This is a genomic window from Isoptericola sp. NPDC056134 (genome assembly GCF_042264825.1).
Taxonomy (GTDB): domain Bacteria; phylum Actinomycetota; class Actinomycetes; order Actinomycetales; family Cellulomonadaceae; genus Isoptericola; species Isoptericola nanjingensis.
Map to the genome: position 1 here is coordinate 1 of NZ_JBHJVM010000036.1, position 22,619 is coordinate 22,619.

The following is a 22,619-nucleotide window of genomic DNA, read 5'->3' on the forward strand; positions in this document are numbered from 1 at the left end:
GATAGAGAGGGACGGGCCGGCGGTGCCGGCCCGTCCCCTCTCTATCTCGGCGGGGAGCCTCTCTATCTCGGCACTAGGACTCGCCGCGCTCACGGCGGCGCTTCTCCTGCTCCAGGCGCCACAGGAACTCGGGGTCGTCGTCGGGCGCCACGGGGCCGGACGGGCGGCGCGGGCCGGAGGGGCCGGGCCGCCGGGGGCGGGACGACGGCCCGCGGCCGCCGGACGCCCGGCGCGCGGACTGCTTGACGACGATCCACGCGACGGCGCCGAAGATCGGCAGCAGCACGATGATCACCGCCCACAACCAGCGGGGGAGCCCGCCGCGCTCGTCCTCCTCGGAGCCGAACAGGTCGAGAAGGGCGTACAGGGCGAGCCCCACCACGAGGAGGGGCAGGATCACACGCGCGAACATGCCTCCAGCCTAGTTCGGCGTCGGGATGCTCAGGAATCGCGCCTACCCTGGAACCGTGCCCCTCGTCATGTACACCGTCTGGCGGATCCTGCTGTTCGTCGCCGCCCTCGGCGCCGGCTACCTGCTCGGCCTGCGCAGCTGGCTCCTCGTCCTGGTCGCCGCCGTCGTGGCGTTCGCCGTCTCGTACCTCGCACTGAGCAAGCCGCGGGACGCCGCCGCGCGCTGGCTGGCGGAGAAGGAGCAGCGGCGCAAGGACGGCTCCGACAAGCACGACGTCGACTCCGACTACGAGGACTCCGTCGTGGACCGGGAGCACCCCACGGCCGGTTGAGCCGGCGGGCGAGCAGGCGTCAGAGCGCCAGGCCGAGGGCCAGCAGCACGCCGTAGGCGAGCTCGAACATCCCGGTGCCGGCGAGCACCTTGACGAGCAGCGGCCCGCGCGCCCCCGCGATCACCGGGGCGACGAGCAGCGCGGCGGGCAGCAGCAGCACCGTGACGAGCAGCGCCCACGGCGACCAGGCCGCGCACACCATGCCCAGCACCACGGGCAGCAGGATGCAGGCGGCGTACCAGCGCCGGGCGCGGTGGTCGCCGAGGCGGACGGCGAGGGTCCGCTTGCCCGCGACGACGTCGGTCGGGATGTCGCGCACGTTGTTCACCATGAGCAGGCCGCACGCGATCATGCCGACGCCGACGGCGCCGAGCACGGACGGCCAGGTGAGGGTGTCCGCCTGGGTGTACGTGGTGCCGAGCGTCGCGACGAGCCCGAAGAACACGAACACGCCCACCTCGCCGAGCCCCGCGTAGCCGTACGGGTGCTTGCCGCCCGTGTAGTACCAGGCGGCCAGCACGCACAGCACGCCCACCGCGAGCAGCCACCAGTGCCCGCTGACGGCGCACAGCGCCAGGCCGAGCACCCCGGCGACGCCGAACGACGCGAACGCGGCGCCCTTGACGCGGCGGGGCGGGGCGATGCCGGACGCCGTGAGGCGCAGCGGACCCACGCGGTCCACGTCGGTGCCGCGGACGCCGTCCGAGTAGTCGTTGGCGTAGTTGACGCCCACCTGCAGGGCGAGCGCGACGCCGAGCGCGAGGACGGCGGGCAGCCACGCGAAGGCGTCGACGTCCGCCGCGGCACCCGACCCGATCAGCACCGGCGCGGCCGCGGCCGGCAGGGTGCGGGGGCGTGCTCCGGCGATCCACTCGCTCGTCGTGGCCATGGTTCTCCGTCCGTCGGTGCGGCGCCGGGGCGTCGCGTGCGCGAGCAGGTCAGGCGTGCGCCTCGTGCTCGCGGACGAGGGCGACGACGCCGCTGCGGTCCACCTTGCCGGGGCCGCGCAGCGGGAGCGCGGCCGCGGCGTACACGCGGCGGGGCGCGGACGGCGCACCCAGCCTAGTCGCCACCGAGGACCGGACCCGCGCCAGCACGTCGTCGTCGACGGGCGCGATCCGCGGCCCGCCCGACGAGGCCAGGGTCGCGACCACGGCCACGAGCACCTGCCCCCACTCGGCGTCGGGCACGCCGACGACGCACGCCTCGCCGCCGAGCAGCTCACCGACCAGCGCCTCGACGGGCGCCGGGGCGACGTTCACGCCGCCGGTGACGACGACGTCGTCCGCCCGGCCGAGCACCTCCAGCGTGCCGTCGGGGGCGAGGCGGCCGAGGTCGGACGTGCGGAACCAGCGCGACCCGTCGGCGTCGGTGCGGAACGCCGCGCCCGTGGCGGCGGCGTCGCCCAGGTACCCGGCCGCGAGCGTGGGCCCGCCCAGCTCGACGACCCCCACCTCCCCTGACAGGTCGGGAGGGACGACGCGGACCCGGACGCCGCGCAGGGGCGCGCCGTCGTACACGCAGCCGCCGGCGGTCTCGGACATGCCGTAGGTCGTCACGACGCGCACCCCCGCCTCGGCGGCGCGCGAGAGCAGGGCGGGCGGGGACGCCGCGCCGCCCAGCAGCACCGCCGCGCAGCGGGCGAGCGCCGCCAGCCCACGGGGCGCGCCGTCCTGGGCGGCGGCGAGCAGGCGGTGCACCTGGGTGGGGACCAGCGACACGTACACCGGGTCGTCGCCGGCGTCGAGGACCGGCGCGAGCAGGTCGGCCAGGCCGTCGGGCGTGAACCGCGCGTCCGGCCGGGCGGCCGTCAGCGGCGTGCCCGCGAGCACCGACCGCACCACCACCTGCAGGCCGGCGACGTGCGTGGGCGGCAGCGTCAGCACCCACCGACCAGGGCCGCCGAGCCGCTCGTGCGTGGCCGCCGCGGACGCGCGCAGCGCGTCGGCCGGCAGTGCGACCTCGCGCGGCGTCCCCGTCGAGCCGGACGTGCGCACCACCAGCGCCGTGCCCGGCGCCACGGGGGCCGTCGTCGTGCGGGGCAGCGGGACGACGGCGGGGCCGTCGTCGAGCGCGGCGCGCACGGCGTCGCGGAGCGCGTCGACGGACGGGGGCAGGGACGCGAGGGGCACCGCACCAGCGTAGGTCCGGGTCGGTCCGGGGCCCGTCCGGGTCGTGACGGGCCTGCCGTAGGGTGGCACGGTCCCGGCCCGGGAGCCCCCGGGCCGCACGCACGTCGAGGAGGACGCCGAGGATGCCCACGAAGCCTGCGGGCGCGCCCCGTGGCGCCCGGACCGGGGCCGTCGGCGCGCTCGTCGCGCTCGCCCTGCTGGCCACGGCCGCCTGCGGCGTCGGCGAGCCCGCCGCGCCGCCCACCGTCACCGCCGCGCCGGACGTCTCCGTGCCGAAGGCGGCACCGCCCGACCCGGTGAAGCCCCAGCCGAAGCCCAAGCCGAAGCCCGTCGTCTGGCCGCTCAACGGCAGGCTGACCGGGACGAAGAAGGTCCCCGCCCGGCCGGCCGTCGCGGTGAAGATCGAGAACTCGACCGCGGCGCGGCCGCAGTCCGGGCTGCAGCAGGCGGACATCGTCTGGGAGCAGGTGGTCGAGGGCGGCATCAGCCGGTACGTCGCCGTCTACCACTCGAAGCTGCCCGGCACCGTCGGGCCCGTCCGGTCCGTGCGCCCCATGGACCCGGCCATCGTCGCCCCGATGCGCGGCATCCTCGCCTACTCGGGTGGGCAGCCGCCGTTCATCCGCGCCGTCGGCCGCGCCAAGGTGCAGTCCGTGACGATGGACAGCGGCGACCCCGGCTTCCGGCGCAGCGGCGACCGGGCCGCGCCGCACAACGTGTACGGCTCGGTGAACGCGTTCGCGAAGCAGGCGAACAAGAGCCGCGCGACCCCGCCGCCCGCGCAGTTCAACTACGCCGCCAAGGTCGGGCAGGGGACCGCCGCGACGAACGACCGCAAGGGGCGCGTCGCCGACGTCCGGCTCTCCCCGGCGCAGCGCACCGTGTGGCGATGGACGTCGAAGACGAAGACGTACGCCCGCTTCGACGGCTCGGCCCCCTCGATCTCCTCCGGGAGCCAGCTGCGGGCCCGGAACGTGCTGCTCCTGTCCGTGACCATGAAGAACACGAAGTACCGCGACCCGAGCGGCGCCCCGGTGCCCGAGACGCAGATGGTGGGCCGCGGGAAGGGTGTGCTCCTCACCCGCGGCAAGGCGCTCAGCGTGACCTGGTCGAAGAAGTCGACGGGCAAGAAGCTGATGCTGAAGACCCGCGGCGGCGATCCCGTCCGCCTCGACCCGGGCAACCTCTGGATCGAGCTCGTGCCGCGCGGCACCGGGTCGTGGCGGGTGCGTTGACGCCGGATCGGGGCGTTCCCGGCCTACGGTGAGGGCGTGTGACCGCGCGCACGGCCCGTGACCCCGGGAGGACCCGCATGACCGCCACGCCCCGCCCGTCCCGCACCCGGCGCGCCGCAGCGCTGACGGTCGCCGCCGTCCTGGCGCTGGCGGCGTGCTCGTCCGGCGGGTCTTCGACGCCGACCGTGACGCCGGGCAGCACCGCCGACAAGGGCGCCCCACCGTCGCCCACGATGCCGTCGGCCTGGCCGCTCACCGGGGTGCGGTCGGACGACGTGGCGGCCCGGCCGGCGCTCGCGGTGAAGATCGAGAACGCGCCGGAGGCGCGCCCGCAGACCGGCCTCGAGGACGCCGACCTCGTGTGGGAGGAGGTCGTCGAGGGCGGCATCACGCGGTTCGTCGCCGTGTACCACTCGCGGGTCCCGAAGGCGGTGGAGCCCGTGCGCTCGGTGCGGCCCATGGACCCCGACGTCGTCGCCCCGCTCGGCGGCATCCTCGCCTACTCGGGCGGTCAGGCGCCGTTCATCGCGGCGGTGGAGAAGTCCGGCACCCAGTCGGTCATCATGGACCGCGGCGACGCGGGCTTCTCCCGCGACCCGGGTCGCGCCGCGCCGCACAACGTCGTCGGGGACCCGAAGGCCTTCCTCGACCAGGCCGACGACGAGCGCACCGTGCCGCCGCCCGCCCAGTTCCGGTACGCGGGCAAGGCGGGCGACGGAACCGCAGCGGCCGACGGCACGAAGGCGGCCACTCTCGACGTGACCCTCAGCCCGGCGCAGCGCAGCGTCTGGGACTGGTCCGGGGAGGACAAGAAGTGGCTGCGCAGCGAGGGCTCGAGCGAGTCGGTGTCGTCGTCGGGGAAGCGGCACGAGGCCACCAACGTGCTCGCGCTGTCCGTGGACGTGGTGGACACGAAGTACAAGGACCCGGCCGGGGCCCCCGTCCCCCAGACCGAGCTGATCGGGAAGGGCAAGGGGGTGCTGGCGTCCGCCGGCAGGACGGTGTCCGTGCAGTGGTCGAAGAAGGACCAGAAGTCCCCGGTCGAGCTGACCCGCGACGGCGAGCCCGTCGAGCTCGACCCCGGCAGCACGTGGATCGAGCTCGTCCCCAAGGACGGCGGGACCTGGAAGGCCTCCTGACCGGCGCGTAGGACGTCCGGGCTCAGGGGCGTCCGAGCCCGGAGACGGCGTTCCCGACGGCGACGGGGCCGCCGCCGGCGGAGAACATTCCCCAGAGCACCCCGGTGCCGGCGCGCTCCCACGCGGTGCTGCCGTCCCGCAGGTCGAGCGCGACCAGGCGGTGCGGGGTGCCCGCACCGTCGTCGCTCCACGAGGCGGGGGTGATCGCGAGCAGCAGCCGGGTGCCGTCGGTGACGGCACCCGCGATCGTCTCGCCGTCCTCGAAGCCGCCGTCGAGCAGGTCCGTCACCCGCCATCGCTGCGCGCCGGTGCGGGCGTCGAGCGCCGTGAGCGACGAGCCGCCCGCGAGCACGACCGTGTCCCCGACCCGGGCGAGCGGCGCCGTGAGGGGGTCGACGGTCACCGACCAGGCGGGATCCCCGTCCGCGCCGAGGGCCGCGAGCGACGGGGCGCTGCCGTCGGCGCCGAGGAGGACGAGCCGCGGGCCGTCGGGCTCCGTGTCGACGGGCGGGGCGAGGGCGGAGCCGTGGATCGTCTCCACCCGCTCGCCGTGGGCGTCGCGGACCTCGCTGGTCTCGCCCTGCAGCAAGAACGTCCCGCCGGTCAGCGGCACCAGGGTGCGCCCCGCGCCGTCGTCGCCGCCGACGTCGAACGCCTCGCCCGTCGGCGTGACTGCCCGCGTGACGCTGCACAACCCGAGCGTCGTCGACGACGGCGTCGCGTCGATCCAGGGCTGTGGCGCGACGGTCCGGCCGCCCTGGCCGTCCTCCATGACGCCGCAGGACTCGAGCGCCTCCGCCGTGAGGGGGATCGTCACCTCGGCGCGCTCCTGGCCGGTCCGGGCGTCGACGACCTGCAGCGTCGGGTCGTGCCAGCCCGCGTCGCGCAGGGTGCGCAGCAGGCTCGCGGCGTCCTCGTCCTCCCGCCACGGGACCTCGGTCGCCGAGGCGATCTCGTCGAGCACCGCGACCGTCCCGCCGGCGGCCGGGATCACCTGGGACCAGGAGAAGGAGCTGGGGTCGCCGTCGCCGGGCGCGTCGACGGGCTCGAGGAGGTCCAGCTCGCGCTCGCTCACCACCGTGCCGTCGGCGTCGAGCACCGTGACGCGGGAGAAGTCCTCGACGCAGACCAGGGTGTCGACCGGGGTGCTCCAGTCGACCGCGGTCCAGGGGGTGGGCCCGCACATCGCGCCGTCGGACGGGTGCTCCCACACGGCGTCGCCGGTCGCCGCGTCGACGGCCCGGACGCCGTGACCGTCGGTGAAGGCGAGCACCCCGTCCGGCAGCACGGCGGCGAGGGAAACGTCCCCCGGGAAGGACCAGACGACCTCGAGGGGCTCGGACAGGTCGTCCACGACGCCGGGCAGGCCCTGCACGGCCTCGGCGCGCAGGCGCTCGGCGCGGGCGTCGAGCAGGCCCGGGGCGACGGCGGCTCCTGCCACGGCGACCACGACGACGGCCGTACCGGCCGCGACGGCGGCGCGGCCTCGCCGGGACAGGCCGCGCCAGCGGGCGAGGGCCCGGTCGCGCAGGTCCGCCAGGTGTCGGCGGCCCTCCTCGGGCCGGTCGTCCGGGGCACCGTCGGGCGCGTCCTCGCGCTCGTCGTCGGGCACGAGCTCGAAGGTGGTCATCGGCTCGGGGCGACGGAACCTCGGAGGCATGACCGGAGGCTACCGGCGGCCGTCAGCCCAGGCCGTGGACGACGCCGTCGAAGGCCACCACGTGGCCGTCGACCGCCATCAGCCACTCGAGGAACCCGGCCTGCTTCCGCCGCTCCCACGCCGTCGTGCCGTCCCGCAGGTCGAGGGCGACCAGCCTGTGGTGCTCGCCGTCGCCACCGATGCCGACCAGCAGGCGGGTGCCGTCGGTGACCGCCCCCGCGACCCAGTCGCCCGAGCCGTAGCCCGAGACCTGCAGCAGGTCGTCACGCGCCCAGACCTCGTCGCCGGTCCGCGCGTCGAGACCGACGAACCCGTCGGCATCCTGCACGACGACGACGCCCGAGACCCGCGCGAGCACGCCGCCCAGGTCGTCGACCGTCGCGACCCACCGCTCCGCACCGTCCGGGGCGAACGACGCGAGGCGCAGCGCCGACGGGCCCTCGCCCACCCCCGTCAGCGCGAGGTAGGAGGAGCCGGGGGCGTCGTCCACCGTCGGCGGGACCGACCACCCCGGCACCGTGGCCACGACCGTGCCGTCGCCGTCGAGCACGGTGCTCTCGTCCTGGCCCGGGACGACGTGCCGCCCGCCGGGGAGCGGCATCGCCCACTGGCCGTCGGCCCCGGCGTCGAGCACGGTGCCGTCGGGGGTGAGGCGGACCGCGCCGCCGCACACGGAGAGCACCGTCATCGACGGGGACGCGTCGACCTGGGGTTCCGTCATGAGCTCGGCGGCGGTGCCCTCGTCCTGCACCATGCCGCACTCCCCGAGGTCCTCCGGCCGGAGCCGGACGGTCGCCTCGCCCCGCACCTCGCCGGTGAGCGCGTCCTCCACGCGCAGCGTCGGGTCCGTCCAGCCGTCGGCGCGGAGCTCGCGCAGGGTGTCCGCGCCGGGCAGGTCGTCCGCCGGCCAGGGCGCGGTGGCGTCCGTGATGCCGTCGACCACCGCGACCGCCCCGGCGGCGGCGGGCACCACCACGGGGGCGCCGTCCGGCCCCCCGTCGCCGAACGTGTCGATCCTGGCGGGGCCGATCGACCGCTCGCCCACGACCGTGCCGGCGGCGTCGAGCACCGTGACGGTGCGGTCGTCCGGGTCGCCGCTGACGCAGACGACGACGGCGGCGGGCGGGACCGGGTCGGTCTGGTAGCCCCGCTGCGGGCCGCACGTCGGGAAGGTGCCGACGTCGTGCCGCCACGTCTCGCGGCCGGTGCCGGCGTCGAGCGCCGACACGGCCGTACCCTCCGTCGTGAGCACGAGGCCGCCGCGCAGCGTCGCCAGGCTGCCGTTGCCGTTCGTGAGCTGCCACGTCTCGGTCAGCGGCTCGGACAGGTCGCCGACGGCCCCGGGCAGGGCCTGCACGGCCTCCGCGCGCAGCCGCTCCGCGCGGGCGTCCAGCAGGCCGGGGGCGGCCACCGCGGTGGCGGCGGCGAGCACGACGACGGCGGTGCCGGCCGCGACGACGACGCGGCCGCGACGGGACAGGGCGCGCCAGCGGGTGACGGCGCGGTCGCGCAGGGCAGCCAGCCGTCGTCGGGCGGCGCCGGGCTCCGGGTCGTCCGGGGCGTCGTCGGGCCAGTCCTCGCGCTCGTCGTCCGGCACGAGCTCGAAGGTGGTCATCGGCTCGGCGCGACGGAACCTCGGCGGCATGACGGGAGGCTACCCGCGGGGCGGCGGCCCGGACGTGGTCACCGCCGCCGCACCCGGGTGAGAAATCGCCGGGGGAGCTCGCCGGTCAGCGGTCGAGGCGGCGCCGGCGATCGACCGCGAACCTGGCCGCCCCGGCGTCGTCCGTGCGCGCCACCCGGGGTCAGAAGGCGTCGGGTCAGAAGGCGTACGGGAAGCGCGACCAGTCGGGGTCGCGCTTCTCGAGGAAGGCGTCGCGGCCCTCGACGGCCTCGTCGGTGAGGTAGGCGAGGCGCGTGGCCTCCCCGGCGAAGACCTGCTGGCCCATGAGTCCGTCGTCGGCGAGGTTGAACGCGAACTTCAGCATCCGGACCGCCTGGGGGGACTTGCCCGCGATGGTGCGCGCGTACTCGATCGCCAGGCCCTCGAGGTCGTCGTGCTCGGCCACCTCGTTGACGCCGCCCCAGCGCTCGGCGTCGTCCGCCGAGTACTCGCGGGCGAGGAAGAAGATCTCCCGGGCGCGCTTCTGCCCCACCTGGCGGGCGAGGTAGGCGGAGCCGTAGCCGCCGTCGAACGAGCCGACGTCCGCGTCGGTCTGCTTGAACCGCCCGTGCTGGCGGCAGGCGATCGACAGGTCCGCCACGACGTGCAGCGAGTGCCCGCCGCCCGCGGCCCAGCCGTCCACGACGGCGACGACGACCTTCGGCATCGTGCGGATGAGTCGCTGCACCTCGAGGATGTGCAGGCGCCCGGCGCGGGCGGGGTCGACGGCGTCCGCGCCGTGCTCCTCGCCGCCGCCGTCGTCGGCGGTCGTGTACTGGTATCCGGAGCGGCCGCGGATGCGCTGGTCGCCGCCGGAGCAGAACGCCCAGCCGCCGTCCTTCGGGGACGGGCCGTTGCCGGTGAGCAGCACGGTGCCGACGTCGGAGGTCATGCGGGCGTGGTCGAGCACGCGGTACAGCTCGTCGACGGTGTGCGGGCGGAACGCGTTGCGCACCTCGGGGCGGTCGAACGCGACGCGCACCACGGGCAGGTCGCGCACGACGGCGCCGTCGGCGTCGCGCTCCACGCCGCGGTGGTAGGTGAGGTCGGTGAGGCCCTCGAACCCGGCGACCTCGCGCCATCGCGCGGGGTCGAACGTGTGGGAGACGGTGCGGGGGAGAGGTGCGCTGCTCACGCCGTCACCCTAGTTTGTCGGCGCGGCTCGTCGGCGCGGCTCGTCGGCGCGACGACGACAGCCCCAGCACGAGACCCGCCGCGACGACGAGCGCTCCCGCGACGCCGTGCGCCGTCGGAGCCTCGACACCGAGCGCGAGGGAGGCCGCGAGGGCCGCGACGGGCATCAGCCCCGCGAAGAGCCCGGCGCGGGCGGGGCCGACCCGGGCGAGGCCGGTGTACCAGAGCAGGAAGGCGACCGCGGTGACGACGACGGACAGGTAGGCCAGGGCCGCGAGCTCGCCGCCGTCGGGCGCGGCGAGCAGCGGCCCGGGCGCGAGCAGGCCGAGCAGCAGGAGCTGCGGGACCGCCGCGACGCAGGCGTACGCCGAGACGCGCAGCGGTCCCAGCGTCGGCAGCAGCGGCACGGCGAGCAGCGAGAACGCCGCCTCGCACGCGAGCGCCCCGACCGCGAGAGCCAGCCCGAGCGGGTCGGCCGACCCGAGGCCCTCGACGAGCGCCACCCCCGCTGTCACGACGACCGCCGCCGCGAGGGTCCGTGGGGCGAGCCGCCGTTCCCGGACGGCCTGCGTCGCGGCCAGGACGACGGGCGTGGCACCCACCACCGCACCCACCAGCGAGGGCTCGGCGTGCCGGGTGGCGAGGACGACGAACGCGCTGAACCCGGTGAGCCCGGTGGCGGCGAGCGCGACGAGGCGGGCGGCCTGGCGCGGGCGGGGCAGCACGAGCGCGACCCGTCGCCACCGCATCACGGCGAGCAGGCACAGGGCGGCGACGCCGTAGCGGACTGCCTGCCCGCCCGCCAGGGGGTAGTCGGAGAGCGCCGCGGAGGCGGTGAACGACGCGCCGACGAGCGCCATCGCGGCGGCGCAGCGGGCGTACGCGCCGGCGAGGTCGCCCGTCCCCGGCGACGTGACGGCGGTGGCGGCGCCCGAGGCGCCCGTCGAGGTGGTCATACCGTCGACGCTACGAGCGCGCTGGACCGGCGGGCAGGGCCAGTTCGCTGCTGGTTCACTGGTCCAGATGGCACGGGTGTCCAGATGGCGCAGGTGTCCAGATGGCACAGGTGGCCGGATGACGACGGTGGTCGGATGCGGACGTGCGGCCGGACGAGGAGCGTGACGTGATGAGGCGGCTGCAGCCGGAGGACCTGCTCCTCGTGCTCGGCGCGCGTCCGCCGACCGACGTGGGCGCCTGGTTGCGCGACGGCCTGCGGGACGCCGTCGCGACGGGGCGGCTCGAGCCCGGCGCGACGCTGCCGTCGTCGCGCACCGCGGCGGCGGGGCTGGGCGTCGCGCGGGGCACGATCGCGGCGGCGGTGGACGAGCTCGTCGGGGAGGGGGTGCTCGAGAGCCGGCCCCGCTCGAGCGTCGTCGTCGCCGACCTCGACCGGCGTCCCCGCGGCGCGGCCGCCGGGCCGGCAGGCCCCGGCCCGGGGGCGGAGCGCCCGGCCAGCGTCGGGGCGCCCGACCCGGCGCTCTTCCCTCGCGCGGCCTGGGCGCGCGCCGTGCGCGACGCGATGCGCGAGCTGCCCGACGCGCAGCTGGGCTACCCGGACCCGCAGGGCCTGCTCGGGCTGCGCCAGGCGCTCGCCGCGCACCTGCGGACCGCGCGCGCCGCCCCGGTCGAGGCCGAGGACGTGGTGGTCGTGAGCGGCGTCGCGCAGGGGCTGGCGCTGCTCGGCGAGGTGCTCGCGGGAGGGGGCAGCGGCCGACGGGTGGTCGTCGAGGACCCCGCGTCGCCCGGCGTCGTCGCACAGCTGCGCGACTCGGGCCTGGAGGTCGTCCCCGTGCCCGTCGACGACCGCGGGCTCCGGACCGACGCCCTGCCCGACGCCGCGGCGGCCGTCGTGACGCCCGCACACCAGTTCCCGCTCGGAGTCGTCCTGGCGCCCGACCGCCGTCGCGAGCTCGTCGCCTGGGCGCAGGACGGCGGCCGCCTGCTGCTGGAGGACGACTACGACGCCGAGCTCCGGTACGACCGGCAGCCCGTCGGCGCCCTGCGCGGCCTGGACCCGGAGCACGTCGCGCTGCTCGGCTCGGTGTCCAAGCTGCTGTCCCCGGCGCTGCGGCTGGGCTGGGTCGTCGCGCCCGCCGGGGTGCGGGAGGCGCTCGTCGACGCCAAGCGCCGCGCCGACCTCGGCTGCTCGGTGCCTGAGCAGGCCGCGTTCGCGCGGCTGATCGCCGACGGCGCGTACGCGCGGCACCTGCGCCGGGCCAGGCTGACGTACAAGCGCCGTCGGGGGCTGCTGCTCGACGCGCTCGCGCGCGGCGCCCCGCACCTTCCCGTCGAGGGCGTCGCCGCAGGCCTGCACCTCGTCGTGCGGCTGCCCGACGGCGACGGCGAGGCGCGGGCGGTGTCCGCGCTGCGCGGCGCCGGCGTGCCGGCGGAGCCGCTGTCCGGCACGTCGGCGCACCCCGGGGCCCGGGGTGTCGTCGTCGGCGCCGCGCGGGTGCAGGGCACCGCCGTGCCGCGGGTCGTCCAGATCCTGCGTTCGGCCGCCGACGGTGCCGAGGCTCGCGCGTAGCTGCCCACGGAGCCCGCCGGGACGGGTGCGGGGCCCGGTGTCGGCGCGCCCCGCAGGTTCCGGCGCCGCCCGCGTCAGTGCTGCGGCTCCTCGGGTTCGCCGTCGACCCCGTCGGTGGGCTCCGCGCGGGCCATCACGTCGCCAGGAAGATCGACCTCGTCGGGCACCTCGACGCCCTCGGGCGTGATCGGCCGGTCGGAGGGCTCGACCGCGATCGCGAACTCGTCCCCGTGCTCGGTGACGCCGGCGATGACCGCCTGCTTGACGGCCTCCCGGGCGTACTTCTGCCGGACGATCATCGGGTCCTGGCTGAGGTCCCGGGTCAGCGAGACCATCAGCAGCACCATCACGACCACGAACGGCAGGGCGACCAGGATGGTGAGGTTCTGGAGGCCGGTGAGCGCGTCGTTCCCGCCCACGAGCAGCATCACCGCGGCGACCGCACCTGTCGCGACACCCCAGAAGACGACGTTGGGACGGCTCGGTTCGGCGCTGCCCCGCTGCGACAGCGTGCCCATGACGATGGAGGCGGCGTCCGCGCCGGAGACGAAGAAGATCGCGACCAGGATCATCACGACCACGGTGGTGAGCGACTGCCACGGGTACTCGCCGAGCATCCCGAACAGCTGCGCCTCCGTCTCCCCGGCGCCGGCGATGTCGGTGCCGCCCTTCTGGAGGAAGAGGCTCGCGCCCCCGAAGACGCAGAACCACACGATGGTGACCAGGCTCGGCACCAGGAGGACGCCGCCGACGAACTGGCGGATCGTCCGGCCGCGGGAGATCCGGGCGATGAACATGCCGACGAAGGGCGTCCAGGAGATCCACCAGGCCCAGTAGAAGACGGTCCACTGCGCGAGCCAGTCGCTGGTGGAGACACCGCCGGGGGTGGAGGAGCTGTCGGCGCCGGTCCGGGCCGCCATCATCGCCAGGTCCTGGAAGTAGGTGCCGATCGAGTTCGGGATGAGGTTCAGGATGAACACCGTCGGCCCGACCACGAACACGAACACCGCCAGCGCCAGGGCCAGCACCATGTTGATGTTCGACAGCCACTGGATGCCGCGGGCGACGCCCGAGACCGCCGAGAGCACGAAGCAGACCGTGAGCACCGCGATGATCGCGACCAGGACGCCGTTGCCCACGTCGCCGGCCCAGCCGACGACCTGCAGGCCGCTCTTGATCTGCAGCGCACCCAACCCGAGCGAGGCGGCCGAGCCGAACAGCGTCGCGAAGATCGCGAGCATGTCGATGACCTTCCCGGCCGGGCCGTGCGCGTGCCGGCCCAGCAGCGGCTCGAACACCGAGGAGATCAGCTGCTTGCGGCCCTTGCGGTAGGCGCTGTAGGCGATCGCCAGCCCGACCACGGCGTAGATCGCCCAGGGGTGCAGCGTCCAGTGGAACATCGTGGTGGACATCGCGTGCTGGACGGCCTCGGGGTCGCCGGCGTCGACGGTGCCCGGCGGCGGGTCCACGTAGTGGGCGAGCGGCTCGGCGACGCCCCAGAAGATCAGCCCGATGCCCATCCCGGCGGAGAACATCATCGCCACCCAGGACACCGTGCGGAACTCGGGTGCCTCGCCGTCGGCGCCGAGCGGGATGGCGCCGAACCTGCTGATCGCCAACCACAGGCTGTACACGACGAACAGGCTGGCGGTCAGCACGAAGAGCCAGCCCATGTTCGTGGTCACCCAGCCCAGGGCCGAGCTGGAGGCGCTGGCCAGTCCGTCGGTGTCGACGAAACCCCAGACGAGGAAGGCGACGGCCACGGCGGCGGTGACCCCGAAGACGATCCAGTCCATCGGGCTGCGCCGATGCTCGTCGATCCCGATCGGGTAGTCCAGTGCGGGGTGCGGCACGACCTCGGCGGTGGGCGACCTGAGCGCGCGCCCGACCCTGTCCGCCGCGTCGTGCGCGTGCCGCCTCGCGCCGCGCTGTTCGACCTTGCCCGATTGCTCGTTCACTGCACAACCCCGTCCGTGACTTTGACGCCAGCTCCGTGTGCCCAGGTGGGACGGCGTCCGACCGTCTCGCACCTGGCCTCGTCGTGCAACCGCTGCGTGGCCACCGCGCGGGGACAGGGGTGCGGCCCGTCGCGGCACGCCCGGCGTTCCTCCCGACCGCGCGCCGAGAGCGGGCGCACCCTGGAGGCATGAGCGTGCGGGAACCGGACGACGACGTGGTGGACCCGGAGGACGTCGCGCACGAGATCTTCGTGTACGACGCCGAGACGGTCCGCCGCGACGCCGAGCGCATCGGTGGCCGTCCCGCTCCGAGCCCGTTGTCGTACGTGCCGGAGCTGACGGACTTCACCGACTGACCGCCGGGCGACCTCCGGGGCGGGGCCACCCGGCGTCCTGGCGTGCCCGCGTCCTGCGACCGGCTCCCGTGCCGGCCAGTAACCTGAACGGGTGCAGCTGCTGCGTGAGATCGTGTACCGCACCCCGCTGACCACCCGGTTTCGCGGCCTCGACGTGCGCGACGGCGTGCTGCTGCGGGGCGACGCCGGCTGGGGCGAGCTGTCCCCGTTCTGGGACTACGACGACGCGGAGTCCGCGACCTGGTTGCGCGCCGCGCGCGAGGCCGCCGACGTCGGCTTCCCCGCCCCGGTCCGCGACCGCGTGCCGGTGAACGTCACCGTGCCGGCGGTCGGACCTGAGCGGGCGCGGGAGATCGTGCTCGCGTCCGGCGGCTGCCGGACCGCCAAGGTCAAGGTCGCGCAGCGCGACCCGTCGATCGCCGGACGCCCCGGCGCGCTCGAGCCGCTGGAGGCGGAGGAGGCCCGGGTCGCCGCCGTCCGCGCCGCGCTCGACGAGCTGCACGGCCCGGGCGTCGGCGCCGTCCGCGTGGACGCGAACGGCGGCTGGACCACCGACGAGGCGCTCGCGCGCATCCCCGTGCTCGACGCCGCCGCCGGTGGCCTGGAGTACGTCGAGCAGCCGTGCGCCACCGTCGCCGAGCTGGCCGCCGTCCGGCGCGGGCTGCGCTCGCCCGTCCCGGTCGCCGCGGACGAGTCGATCCGCCGCGCCGCGGACCCGCTGCGGGTGGTGCGCGAGGACGCCGCGGACGTCGTCGTGCTCAAGGTGCAGCCGCTGGGCGGCGTGCGCGCCTGCCTCGACCTCGCCGAGCGGGTGGGGCTGCCGGTCGTCGTGTCGTCGGCCCTCGAGTCGTCGGTCGGGCTCGCCGCGGGCGTGGCGCTCGCGGCCGCGCTGCCGGAGCTGCCCTACGCGTGCGGCCTCGCGACCTCGCAGCTCCTCGTCCACGACGTCGTCGCCGACCCGCTCCTGCCCGTCGACGGCGCGCTGCCCGTGCGCCGCCCCGCGCCCGACCCCGCCGCCCTCGCCGCGGCCCAGCCGGACCCGGGCACGCGCGACCGCTGGCTGGCCAGGTACGCCCGCCTGTCGGCCCTGCTCGAGGAGGCCGCGTGAGCGCCGCCCTGCCGCCGTCGATCGTCGCGGCGCGGGCGATCGTGGCCGACCTCGCGCTCCAGGGCGTGCGGGACGTCGTGCTGGCTCCGGGCTCCCGGTCGGCACCGCTCGCGTACGCGCTCGCCGAGGCCGCGGACGCCGGCCTGCTCACGCTGCACGTGCGCGTCGACGAGCGGACCGCCGGCTTCCTCGCGCTGGGCCTCGCGCGCGGCAGCGAGCCCGTGCTCCGGCACGCGGGCGGCGAGCCGGTCCAGGTGCCGCGCCCCGTCGCCGTCGTCACGACCTCCGGCACCGCCGTGGCCAACCTCCATCCCGCGGTCCTCGAGGCCCACCACTCCGGCGTGCCCCTCGTGGTGCTCGCCGCCGACCGCCCGCACGAGCTGCGCGGCACCGGGGCCTCGCAGACGACCGACCAGGTGGGGATCTTCGGGACCGCCGTGCGGTACGCCGTGGACCTCCCCGCCCCCGACGGGCGCGACGGCGAGGTGCGCGACCTGCTCGGCGCGCTCGACCGAGCGCTCGCGGCGGCGCAGGGGCTGCGCGACCGGCACCCCGGCCCCGTGCACGTGAACGTCGCGTTCCGCGACCCGCTGCACCCACCGGTGCCGCTCGCCCCGCTCCCGCCCGCGGAGACCTGGCCCGCCGGCTTCCGCCGCACGACCGTCGCCCCGCCCGCCCCGGGCCCCGGCGGGGACCCGGCCCTGCAGGGCGATCCGGCTCGCACGCTCGTCGTCGCCGGCGACGGCGCCGGGCCGGTCGCGCGCGCCGTCGCCGAGGCGCAGGGCTGGCCGCTGCTCGCCGAGCCGTCGTCGGGCGCGTGCGGCGGGCCGAACGCGGTGGCGGCCTACCGCTCGGTGCTGGGCGTCGAGGAGCTGACCCGCGACGTCGAGCAGGTGGTCGTCTTCGGACGCCCGACGCTGTCCCGCCCCGTGCAACGGCTGCTGGGGCGGCCCGACGTCGTCGTCACGGTCGTCGCGCCCGACGGCGGGCCGTGGCCGGACGCCGCCCGCAACGCGGAGCTGGTCGTCCCTGCGCTCGCCGACCGGTGGTCGTCGCCGACGACGCCCGTCGGGGCCGGCTCCGAGGGCGACGGCGGGTTCCTCGACCGGTGGCGCGCCGCCGGACGCGCGGCCGCCGCCGTCGTGGACGCCGCGACCGCGGACGCCGCCGTCGCCGAGGGGCTGCTGACGGCCCCCCACGCCGCTCTCGCCGTCGCGCGCGCCGTGGCGTCCGTGCTCGGGCCCGACGACCTGCTCGTCGTCGGGTCGTCCAACCCCGTGCGGGACCTCGACCTCGTGCTCGGGCTGGACCACCCCCAGGCCGGCGAGCTGCCCGACGTGCTCGCCAACCGCGGGCTGGCCGGCATCGACGGCACCGTGTCGACCGCGACGGGCGTCGCGCACGCCGCCGCCCGCCAGGGCCGCCGCACCCGCGCGCTGGTCGGCGACCTCACCTTCCTGCACGACGCCGGCGGCCTGCTGCGCGGGCCGCACGAGCCGCCCGTCGACCTCGAGGTCGTCGTCGTGAACGACGACGGCGGGTCCATCTTCGCCACCCTCGAGCACGGCGAGCTCGCGACGTCGTCCGCGCGGGGCGCCGCCACCTTCGAGCGCGTCTTCGGCACCCCGCACGGAGCGAACCTGGCCCAGCTGTGCGCCGGGTACGGCGTGGACCATCAGCTCGTGCTCGACGTCGGCTCGCTGCGGCACGCCCTGCAGGCGCCGACGCGGGGCGTGCAGGTGATCGAGGTGCACGTCTCGCGCGCCGACCGGCTGTCCGAGACGCGGGACCTCGCGGCGCGCGTCGCCGACGCCGTACGGGAGACGCTCTGACCTGCGCCGTCACGATTCGCAGGAAGTTCTCAGGTTGAGCCAAGCACCACGCCAGGATGGGGTGGTCTCCTAGGGGCACACATCGAGGAGGGCACCATGAGCACCGACACCCCGGGCGCACCGCAGCCGTCGGGCGCCGACGAGCCGAACCGGAGCGAGAACCCCGCTGAGCGGCCGACCGAGCGGCCGGCCGAGCAGCCGGGCGCCGCGGACCGTACCGCGTCGCAGCCGGCCACGCAGGACACCCAGCACCTCACCGTGCAGCCGACCCAGCAGCTCCCCACCCAGGGGACGCCCCAGCAGGGGCCCCCGCAGCCGCCCGCTCCGCAGCAGGCATCGCAGCAGTACGGCGCGCAGCAGCCGCGGTACGGGCAGATGGCGGCCGGGTCGCCGTACTACGCGCAGCAGCAGTCCCAGCACCCGCAGGGCGCGCCGCAGCAGTACCAGCAGCAGCAGCACCAGCAGCAGGGCCAGCACCCGCAGGGCCAGCACCCGCAGGGCCAGCCGTACGGCCAGGGCCCGGGCAACCCCTACGGCCTGAACCAGACGTCCCCGCAGCAGGGACCCGGGGGAGGGACCGCCACGAAGCGCGAGCGGTCCGTCTGGGTCCCGGTAGCCAGCGCGGCGGTCATCGCGGCCGTCCTCGCGAGCCTCGGCACCGCGGCGGCGACCGGCGCGTTCGACGCCGGCAACCCGTCGTCGCTGGCGAACGTCGGCGCGAGCTCGCAGGCCACCGACGAGGCCCCGGTCAAGAACTCGACGTCGAACAACCCGAACTGGGAGGCCGTCACGACGGCCGTCGCCCCGTCGGTGGTCGCCATCCAGGTGCAGAGCCAGGCCGGCGGCGCCGAGGGCTCCGGCGTGATCTACGACGACCAGGGCCACATCGTCACCAACAACCACGTCGTCTCGGGCGCGCAGAACGACACCGTGCAGGTCACGCTGTCCGACGGCCGCCTGTACGAGGCGACCATCGTGGGCACCGACCCGACCACCGACCTGGCCGTCGTCAAGCTGAAGAACCCGCCGGACGACCTGAAGCCCGCGTCCTTCGGCTCGTCCGACGACGTCACGGTGGGCGACGCCGTGCTGGCCGTCGGGAACCCGCTCGGCCTGGCGAACACGGCCACCACCGGAATCGTGTCGGCCGTGGACCGCCCGGTCTCGGCGTCGGGGGAGGACGGCAGCACGCAGGTCGTCACCAACGCGATCCAGATCGACGCCGCGATCAACCCCGGCAACTCCGGCGGCCCCCTGTTCAACGCGCAGGGCCAGGTCATCGGCATCACGTCGTCGATCGCCACGATGTCGAGCGGCATGAGCGGCGAGCAGTCCGGCTCGATCGGGCTCGGGTTCGCCATCCCGGTGAACCTCGCGTCGAACATCGCCGACCAGCTCATCAAGGACGGCTCGGCGGAGCACGCGTTCCTCGGCGTGACCATGCAGGACGCGACGGCCACGGCCGACGGCGTCACGCGCCGCGGCGCCAAGGTGGTCGAGGTGTCGTCCGGGTCTCCCGCCGCGGACGCCGGCCTCCAGGCCGGCGACGTGATCGTCGCGATCGACGACGACTCCGTGAACGGCGCCGAGTCGCTCACGGCGTACGTCCGGGAGAAGGCGGCCGACCAGAAGGTCACGCTGACCTACGTCCGCGACGGCAAGACGCAGACCGTCGACGTGACCCTCGCCGTCCGCGACGAGTCCGCCACGACCGGCCAGGGCGACCAGGGCCAGAACGGCCAGGACGACCAGCAGGGGCAGGACCCGAACGGCCAGGACGGCCAGGGTGACCAGAACGGTCAGGACCAGGAGCAGGGCCAGGGCGGCTCCGACTCGACGGACCCGGGGAACCTGCCCGGCTGGCTCGAGGACCTGCTCCAGGGCGGTAGCGGCAACAACTGAGCCGCGACCGAGCCGCGGCCGGCCGGCACGCGCATCCGGCCGGCCGCATCAGCAGCCCCGCGGACCGCGACGACTCCCCCTCCCCGTCGCGGTCCGCGGGGCTTTGTCGTCCGCGGACCACTCGGCCCGGGGGGTGGTGAGCGGTATCTGGCCGTGTTCCGCGACCGGAACAGGGCCAGATGCCCGCTCACTGCGTCCCCGTCAGCAGGCCGAGGGGTGCAGGGCGGCGAGGACGCCGAGCGCGCTGCGCTCGAGGAAGTCGGCGAGGTCGGACGGCGAGATCGCGGGGTCGGTCGCGGCCTCGACGAGCGCCTGCTCGGCGAACGAGATCCACGAGTGCAGCGCGACCTCGAGCAGGGGGGTGGGGGCGACGCCGATCTCCTGGAAGGCGTCGCGCAGGTGCCCGGCCAGCACGTCGCGCGCGTGCTGGATGGTGGCGCGCACGTGCTCGTCGCCGGACGCCGCGCCGCGCACGAGCGAGTAGAACGTCGCGTCGTGGTCGTGCACGAACTCGACGAACCGGTCGAGGGTGTCGCGGAGGCGCTCGCGCGGCGGCAGCTCGGGCCGCGGCTGCGTGGCGTGCAGCATCGCGTCGCGCGCGGTCCGGACGATGGCGGAGTGCAGGCCCTGCCGGTTGCCGAAGTAGTAGTGGACGAGCCCGGGGGAGACCCCGGCCTGAGCGGCCAGGTCCTCGACGGTGACGGCCTCCAGGGGACGGTCGGCCAGCGCCGCCACGCCGAGCGCGACGAGCTGCTGCCGGCGTTCGTCGGGGCTCATCCGGGTGCGTCGCGCGGCTGCCATGCCCCGAGCATATGGCCGTCTCGCGAGGTGACGGCGCCGCCCGGAGGGTGAAGCGCCGCGGGCAACCATTGCTATTGACGCCGCCTCAGTAAGGGGCGTACCGTCGCCACTCGTCGGCGACACAGGGGTCGCCATGTCGTCTTGGTGGAGGGGAAATGAAGCTCAGCGCACTGACGCGCACGCGTCGAGGCCGTGCGATGCTCGCGGCGGTCCCGACGGTGGCGGTGATCGGCGTCCTCATGGGCGGCGTCGCCCAGGGCGCCGTCCCGGTGTCGATGGCGATCTCGGGCCAGCAGTTCAAGATCGCGGCCGACAAGCTCGACGGGACCGGATTCTCGCAGTACGCCGGCGAGTCCAAGGACGCCGACGGCAAGTCGCGTCCGGTGGCGATCGCCAACATCAAGGACGCGACGCTGCACAACCTGTGCCAGTCGGTGAAGGTCCCCGGTATGCCGCTGGGCCTGCTCATCTCCGCGGGGACCGACCCCAAGAACCCGGTCAAGGCGACCGACCTGCAGATCGGCATGAGCGACCTGCGCGGCACCGCGCAGTTCAACCAGATCCGGATCGGCGTCGACGCCTCCACCGTGAACACGAAGGCGCACGGCAGCAAGGGCGACTTCGCCATGGACTCGGACGCGATCACCATCGACGACCTCAAGCAGGTCTCGACGAGCACGTCGGCCGCGGTCTTCACGCTCACCGACCTGCACCTCAAGATCTCCGACGGCACCGAGTGCTTCTGAGCGGCCCCGGCGACCAGGGAGATCACGCGTGAGCGACGACGAGAACACCTCGATCCCCGAGGCGTCCACGGGGTCGACCGCTGAGCCGTCCGTGGCGTCGACCCCGGAGGTGCCGGCCACCCGCCGCCAGCGGTTCGCCGCCTGGCGGCGGGGCCGGCCCTTCTGGGGCGGCACGCTGGCGGCCCTGTCGGGTGTGGTGCTGTGGTTCTCCGGCCGGCTGCAGATCGACAACTTCGAGATCCAGCTCGGCATCGAGGGCATGCAGTCCACGCTGCTGCCCGTGGCGCTGGTGCTCCTCGGCGTCCTGGTGACGACCCAGCCGCAGTTCCGGGTGTTCTACGGGGTCATCACCCTGGCGATCTCGGTCTACTCCCTGCTGGGCGTGAACCTGGGCGGCTTCGGAATCGGCATGGTCCTCGGCGTCGTGGGCGGCATCCTCGCGGTGTCGTGGATGCCGCGACCCGCCGCCGAGGACGCCGAGGCGGGGACGGCGACGGACGGCGCAACGGACGGCGGGACGGACGAGGCGCCCGCGGCGTCGTCCGACCCTGCCGCGACGGCGGTGCCCGCGGACCCGCGCGAGGTGCAGGAGGTCGGCCTCGCCGAGATCCTGCCGTTCGACGAGGAGCCCGCCCGCGGCGGGCGGCACGTGGCCGTCGCCGCCGCGGTCGTCGTGCTCGCGCTGGGGAGCACGGGGGCGACGACGGTCGAGGCGGCCTCCGCGCCCGCGTCGCAGGTGCGCTCGGCGTCGGACTGCTGGGACCCGCTGGGCTGGCTCGAGTGGGCCTGCGGCAGCGACGACGAGGCCGAGCCGACGCCCAGCCCCTCGCCGTCCGTGTCGGAGGACGCCGGAGGCTCCGGCGAGGCGACCGACGACGGCGGCACCGCGGCGACGGACGACGGCGCGTCCGCCGGCGACGGGACGGCCGGCGGCGAGGCCGCCGACCCGACCGACGCAGAGGGAGGCGCCCCGAAGGACGCCGATGCGAAGGACGCCGACGGCAAGGACGCCGACAAGGGCGGCAAGGCCGACGAGGACACCCCGGCCGAGGAGCAGGCGCAGGACGACGTCGAGAAGGAGTTCAAGCTCGAGCTCGGCCCCTGCGCGCGGATCACGTTCGGCGGCGACTACGACATCAACGTCTCGCTGCCGGGGGACTGCGGCACGCGCGAGGACGCCAACGTGTTCTCCGTCGACGGCGAGCTGGAGACGCGGGACCTGCAGCTCCCGCTCACCGGCATCAACGGCATCGACGTGGTCAACGTGCCGGTGACGAACGGCGGTCCCCGCCGTGACGCGCTGCGGATCGACGTGGACTACGTCAAGGTGCCCGGGTTCTGGCTCAAGACCTACGCCGACAACGACGGCAAGGTCGGCGGCACCGTCACCGACGCGGACTACGTGTCGATGGAGGGCGACGCGCAGATGTACATCTCGTCCATCCACGCGGACCTGCCCGACGGCGACGACTGGGCCGAGCTGGGGGAGAAGATCGCGGCGGGAGCGTCGCCGGTCGAGATGCTGCTCGGTCTGACGGACGCGCGGATCGGCCTCATGGGGGCCACCTCGGACAAGCAGGTCTGGTCCGGCTTCCGCGAGCAGGTCTGGGAGGGCTGACCGCGAGATAGAGAACCCCTTTCGCCGAGATAGAGAGGCTCGGACGAGGCCGCAAGAGCTGCGGC

19 protein-coding genes are annotated in these 22,619 nt (G+C 75.5%); 10 read left to right on the forward strand and 9 right to left on the reverse strand.

Annotation, left to right across the window (positions count from 1 at the left end; translation table 11 throughout):
* Positions 1 to 73: 73 nt before the first annotated feature.
* Positions 74 to 412, reverse strand: coding sequence for a PLD nuclease N-terminal domain-containing protein (locus ACFCZN_RS20175; protein ID WP_429764957.1), 339 nt, complete (start codon positions 410 to 412; stop codon positions 74 to 76).
* Between the two features lie 55 nt (positions 413 to 467).
* On the opposite strand from ACFCZN_RS20175, the gene ACFCZN_RS20180 reads away from it, so the two are divergent.
* Positions 468 to 743 (forward strand): DUF4229 domain-containing protein, encoded by a 276-nt coding sequence (locus tag ACFCZN_RS20180; RefSeq protein WP_429764956.1) that lies wholly within the window; start codon positions 468 to 470, stop codon positions 741 to 743.
* Positions 744 to 762: 19 nt separating this feature from the next.
* Here the strand turns inward: ACFCZN_RS20180 and ACFCZN_RS20185 are convergent, their stop codons facing one another.
* Together ACFCZN_RS20185 and ACFCZN_RS20190 are read right to left on the reverse strand one after the other, a co-directional pair.
* On the reverse strand, positions 763 to 1,632 hold the full coding sequence (locus ACFCZN_RS20185; RefSeq protein ID WP_429764954.1) for a 1,4-dihydroxy-2-naphthoate polyprenyltransferase: 870 nt from the start codon (positions 1,630 to 1,632) through the stop codon (positions 763 to 765).
* 49 nt (positions 1,633 to 1,681) lie between these two features.
* Positions 1,682 to 2,875, reverse strand: a complete 1,194-nt coding sequence (locus ACFCZN_RS20190; RefSeq protein WP_430557941.1) for an AMP-binding protein — start codon at positions 2,873 to 2,875, stop codon at positions 1,682 to 1,684.
* Positions 2,876 to 2,997: 122 nt separating this feature from the next.
* Between ACFCZN_RS20190 and ACFCZN_RS20195 the strand changes: the two genes are divergently transcribed.
* Both ACFCZN_RS20195 and ACFCZN_RS20200 read left to right on the forward strand, forming a co-directional pair.
* Positions 2,998 to 4,110 carry a DUF3048 domain-containing protein gene (locus ACFCZN_RS20195; RefSeq protein WP_429764952.1) on the forward strand — a complete coding sequence of 371 codons (1,113 nt, stop codon included), beginning with the start codon at positions 2,998 to 3,000 and terminating at the stop codon, positions 4,108 to 4,110.
* Between the two features lie 77 nt (positions 4,111 to 4,187).
* Positions 4,188 to 5,249, forward strand: a complete 1,062-nt coding sequence (locus tag ACFCZN_RS20200) for a DUF3048 domain-containing protein (RefSeq protein WP_430557942.1) — start codon at positions 4,188 to 4,190, stop codon at positions 5,247 to 5,249.
* A gap of 22 nt (positions 5,250 to 5,271) precedes the next feature.
* Here the strand turns inward: ACFCZN_RS20200 and ACFCZN_RS20205 are convergent, their stop codons facing one another.
* The 4 genes from ACFCZN_RS20205 to ACFCZN_RS20220 all read right to left on the reverse strand — a co-directional run bounded on the left by ACFCZN_RS20205 (position 5,272) and on the right by ACFCZN_RS20220 (position 10,662).
* Positions 5,272 to 6,909, reverse strand: coding sequence for a PQQ-binding-like beta-propeller repeat protein (locus ACFCZN_RS20205; protein WP_430557943.1), 1,638 nt, complete (start codon positions 6,907 to 6,909; stop codon positions 5,272 to 5,274).
* A gap of 22 nt (positions 6,910 to 6,931) precedes the next feature.
* Positions 6,932 to 8,554, reverse strand: coding sequence for a PQQ-binding-like beta-propeller repeat protein (locus ACFCZN_RS20210; RefSeq protein ID WP_430557944.1), 1,623 nt, complete (start codon positions 8,552 to 8,554; stop codon positions 6,932 to 6,934).
* 175 nt (positions 8,555 to 8,729) lie between these two features.
* Positions 8,730 to 9,707 (reverse strand): 1,4-dihydroxy-2-naphthoyl-CoA synthase, encoded by a 978-nt coding sequence (locus tag ACFCZN_RS20215; RefSeq protein ID WP_430557945.1) that lies wholly within the window; start codon positions 9,705 to 9,707, stop codon positions 8,730 to 8,732.
* Between the two features lie 4 nt (positions 9,708 to 9,711).
* Positions 9,712 to 10,662 carry a DMT family transporter gene (locus tag ACFCZN_RS20220; RefSeq protein ID WP_430557946.1) on the reverse strand — a complete coding sequence of 317 codons (951 nt, stop codon included), beginning with the start codon at positions 10,660 to 10,662 and terminating at the stop codon, positions 9,712 to 9,714.
* A 170-nt stretch (positions 10,663 to 10,832) separates the two neighbouring features.
* Between ACFCZN_RS20220 and ACFCZN_RS20225 the strand changes: the two genes are divergently transcribed.
* Positions 10,833 to 12,233 carry a PLP-dependent aminotransferase family protein gene (locus ACFCZN_RS20225; RefSeq protein ID WP_430557947.1) on the forward strand — a complete coding sequence of 467 codons (1,401 nt, stop codon included), beginning with the start codon at positions 10,833 to 10,835 and terminating at the stop codon, positions 12,231 to 12,233.
* Between the two features lie 74 nt (positions 12,234 to 12,307).
* On the opposite strand, the gene ACFCZN_RS20230 is transcribed toward ACFCZN_RS20225, so the two are convergent.
* Positions 12,308 to 14,029 (reverse strand): BCCT family transporter, encoded by a 1,722-nt coding sequence (locus ACFCZN_RS20230; RefSeq protein ID WP_430557953.1) that lies wholly within the window; start codon positions 14,027 to 14,029, stop codon positions 12,308 to 12,310.
* Between the two features lie 350 nt (positions 14,030 to 14,379).
* Between ACFCZN_RS20230 and ACFCZN_RS20235 the strand changes: the two genes are divergently transcribed.
* The 4 genes from ACFCZN_RS20235 (at position 14,380) to ACFCZN_RS20250 (ending at position 19,389) form a co-directional block, all read left to right on the forward strand.
* Positions 14,380 to 14,547 (forward strand): hypothetical protein, encoded by a 168-nt coding sequence (locus tag ACFCZN_RS20235; protein WP_429764943.1) that lies wholly within the window; start codon positions 14,380 to 14,382, stop codon positions 14,545 to 14,547.
* Positions 14,548 to 14,638: 91 nt separating this feature from the next.
* A complete protein-coding gene (locus tag ACFCZN_RS20240; protein ID WP_430557948.1) occupies positions 14,639 to 15,655 on the forward strand; it encodes an o-succinylbenzoate synthase in 1,017 nt (338 codons plus the stop codon).
* Positions 15,652 to 17,487: a 2-succinyl-5-enolpyruvyl-6-hydroxy-3-cyclohexene-1-carboxylic-acid synthase gene (menD, locus tag ACFCZN_RS20245; protein WP_430557949.1), complete on the forward strand. Its 1,836-nt coding sequence runs from the start codon at positions 15,652 to 15,654 to the stop codon at positions 17,485 to 17,487. The genes ACFCZN_RS20240 and menD overlap by 4 nt, the downstream gene beginning before the upstream one ends.
* A gap of 96 nt (positions 17,488 to 17,583) precedes the next feature.
* Positions 17,584 to 19,389 carry a S1C family serine protease gene (locus tag ACFCZN_RS20250; RefSeq protein ID WP_430557950.1) on the forward strand — a complete coding sequence of 602 codons (1,806 nt, stop codon included), beginning with the start codon at positions 17,584 to 17,586 and terminating at the stop codon, positions 19,387 to 19,389.
* Positions 19,390 to 19,590: 201 nt separating this feature from the next.
* Here ACFCZN_RS20250 and ACFCZN_RS20255 read toward each other — a convergent pair whose 3' ends face one another.
* Entirely contained in the window at positions 19,591 to 20,190 is a 600-nt protein-coding gene (locus ACFCZN_RS20255) for a TetR/AcrR family transcriptional regulator (RefSeq protein ID WP_430557951.1), read from the reverse strand.
* A gap of 155 nt (positions 20,191 to 20,345) precedes the next feature.
* Between ACFCZN_RS20255 and ACFCZN_RS20260 the strand changes: the two genes are divergently transcribed.
* The gene (locus ACFCZN_RS20260; protein ID WP_429764934.1) at positions 20,346 to 20,936 is read left to right on the forward strand and encodes a DUF6230 family protein; all 591 of its coding nucleotides are present in this window, start codon (positions 20,346 to 20,348) and stop codon (positions 20,934 to 20,936) included.
* Between the two features lie 28 nt (positions 20,937 to 20,964).
* Entirely contained in the window at positions 20,965 to 22,554 is a 1,590-nt protein-coding gene (locus ACFCZN_RS20265; RefSeq protein ID WP_430557952.1) for a DUF6114 domain-containing protein, read from the forward strand.
* The last annotated feature ends 65 nt before the right edge of the window (positions 22,555 to 22,619 follow it).

Coding starts and splice junctions, on each gene's coding strand:
- ACFCZN_RS20175 (WP_429764957.1), bottom strand. CDS start 412: ATGTTCGCGCGTGTGATCCTGCCCCTCCTCGTGGTGGGGCTCGCCCTG.
- ACFCZN_RS20185 (WP_429764954.1), bottom strand. CDS start 1,632: ATGGCCACGACGAGCGAGTGGATCGCCGGAGCACGCCCCCGCACCCTG.
- ACFCZN_RS20195 (WP_429764952.1), top strand. CDS start 2,998: ATGCCCACGAAGCCTGCGGGCGCGCCCCGTGGCGCCCGGACCGGGGCC.
- ACFCZN_RS20200 (WP_430557942.1), top strand. CDS start 4,188: ATGACCGCCACGCCCCGCCCGTCCCGCACCCGGCGCGCCGCAGCGCTG.
- ACFCZN_RS20205 (WP_430557943.1), bottom strand. CDS start 6,909: ATGCCTCCGAGGTTCCGTCGCCCCGAGCCGATGACCACCTTCGAGCTC.
- ACFCZN_RS20210 (WP_430557944.1), bottom strand. CDS start 8,554: ATGCCGCCGAGGTTCCGTCGCGCCGAGCCGATGACCACCTTCGAGCTC.
- ACFCZN_RS20220 (WP_430557946.1), bottom strand. CDS start 10,662: ATGACCACCTCGACGGGCGCCTCGGGCGCCGCCACCGCCGTCACGTCG.
- ACFCZN_RS20225 (WP_430557947.1), top strand. CDS start 10,833: ATGAGGCGGCTGCAGCCGGAGGACCTGCTCCTCGTGCTCGGCGCGCGT.
- ACFCZN_RS20230 (WP_430557953.1), bottom strand. CDS start 14,029: ATGGACTGGATCGTCTTCGGGGTCACCGCCGCCGTGGCCGTCGCCTTC.
- ACFCZN_RS20235 (WP_429764943.1), top strand. CDS start 14,380: ATGAGCGTGCGGGAACCGGACGACGACGTGGTGGACCCGGAGGACGTC.
- ACFCZN_RS20250 (WP_430557950.1), top strand. CDS start 17,584: ATGAGCACCGACACCCCGGGCGCACCGCAGCCGTCGGGCGCCGACGAG.
- ACFCZN_RS20255 (WP_430557951.1), bottom strand. CDS start 20,190: ATGGCAGCCGCGCGACGCACCCGGATGAGCCCCGACGAACGCCGGCAG.
- ACFCZN_RS20260 (WP_429764934.1), top strand. CDS start 20,346: ATGAAGCTCAGCGCACTGACGCGCACGCGTCGAGGCCGTGCGATGCTC.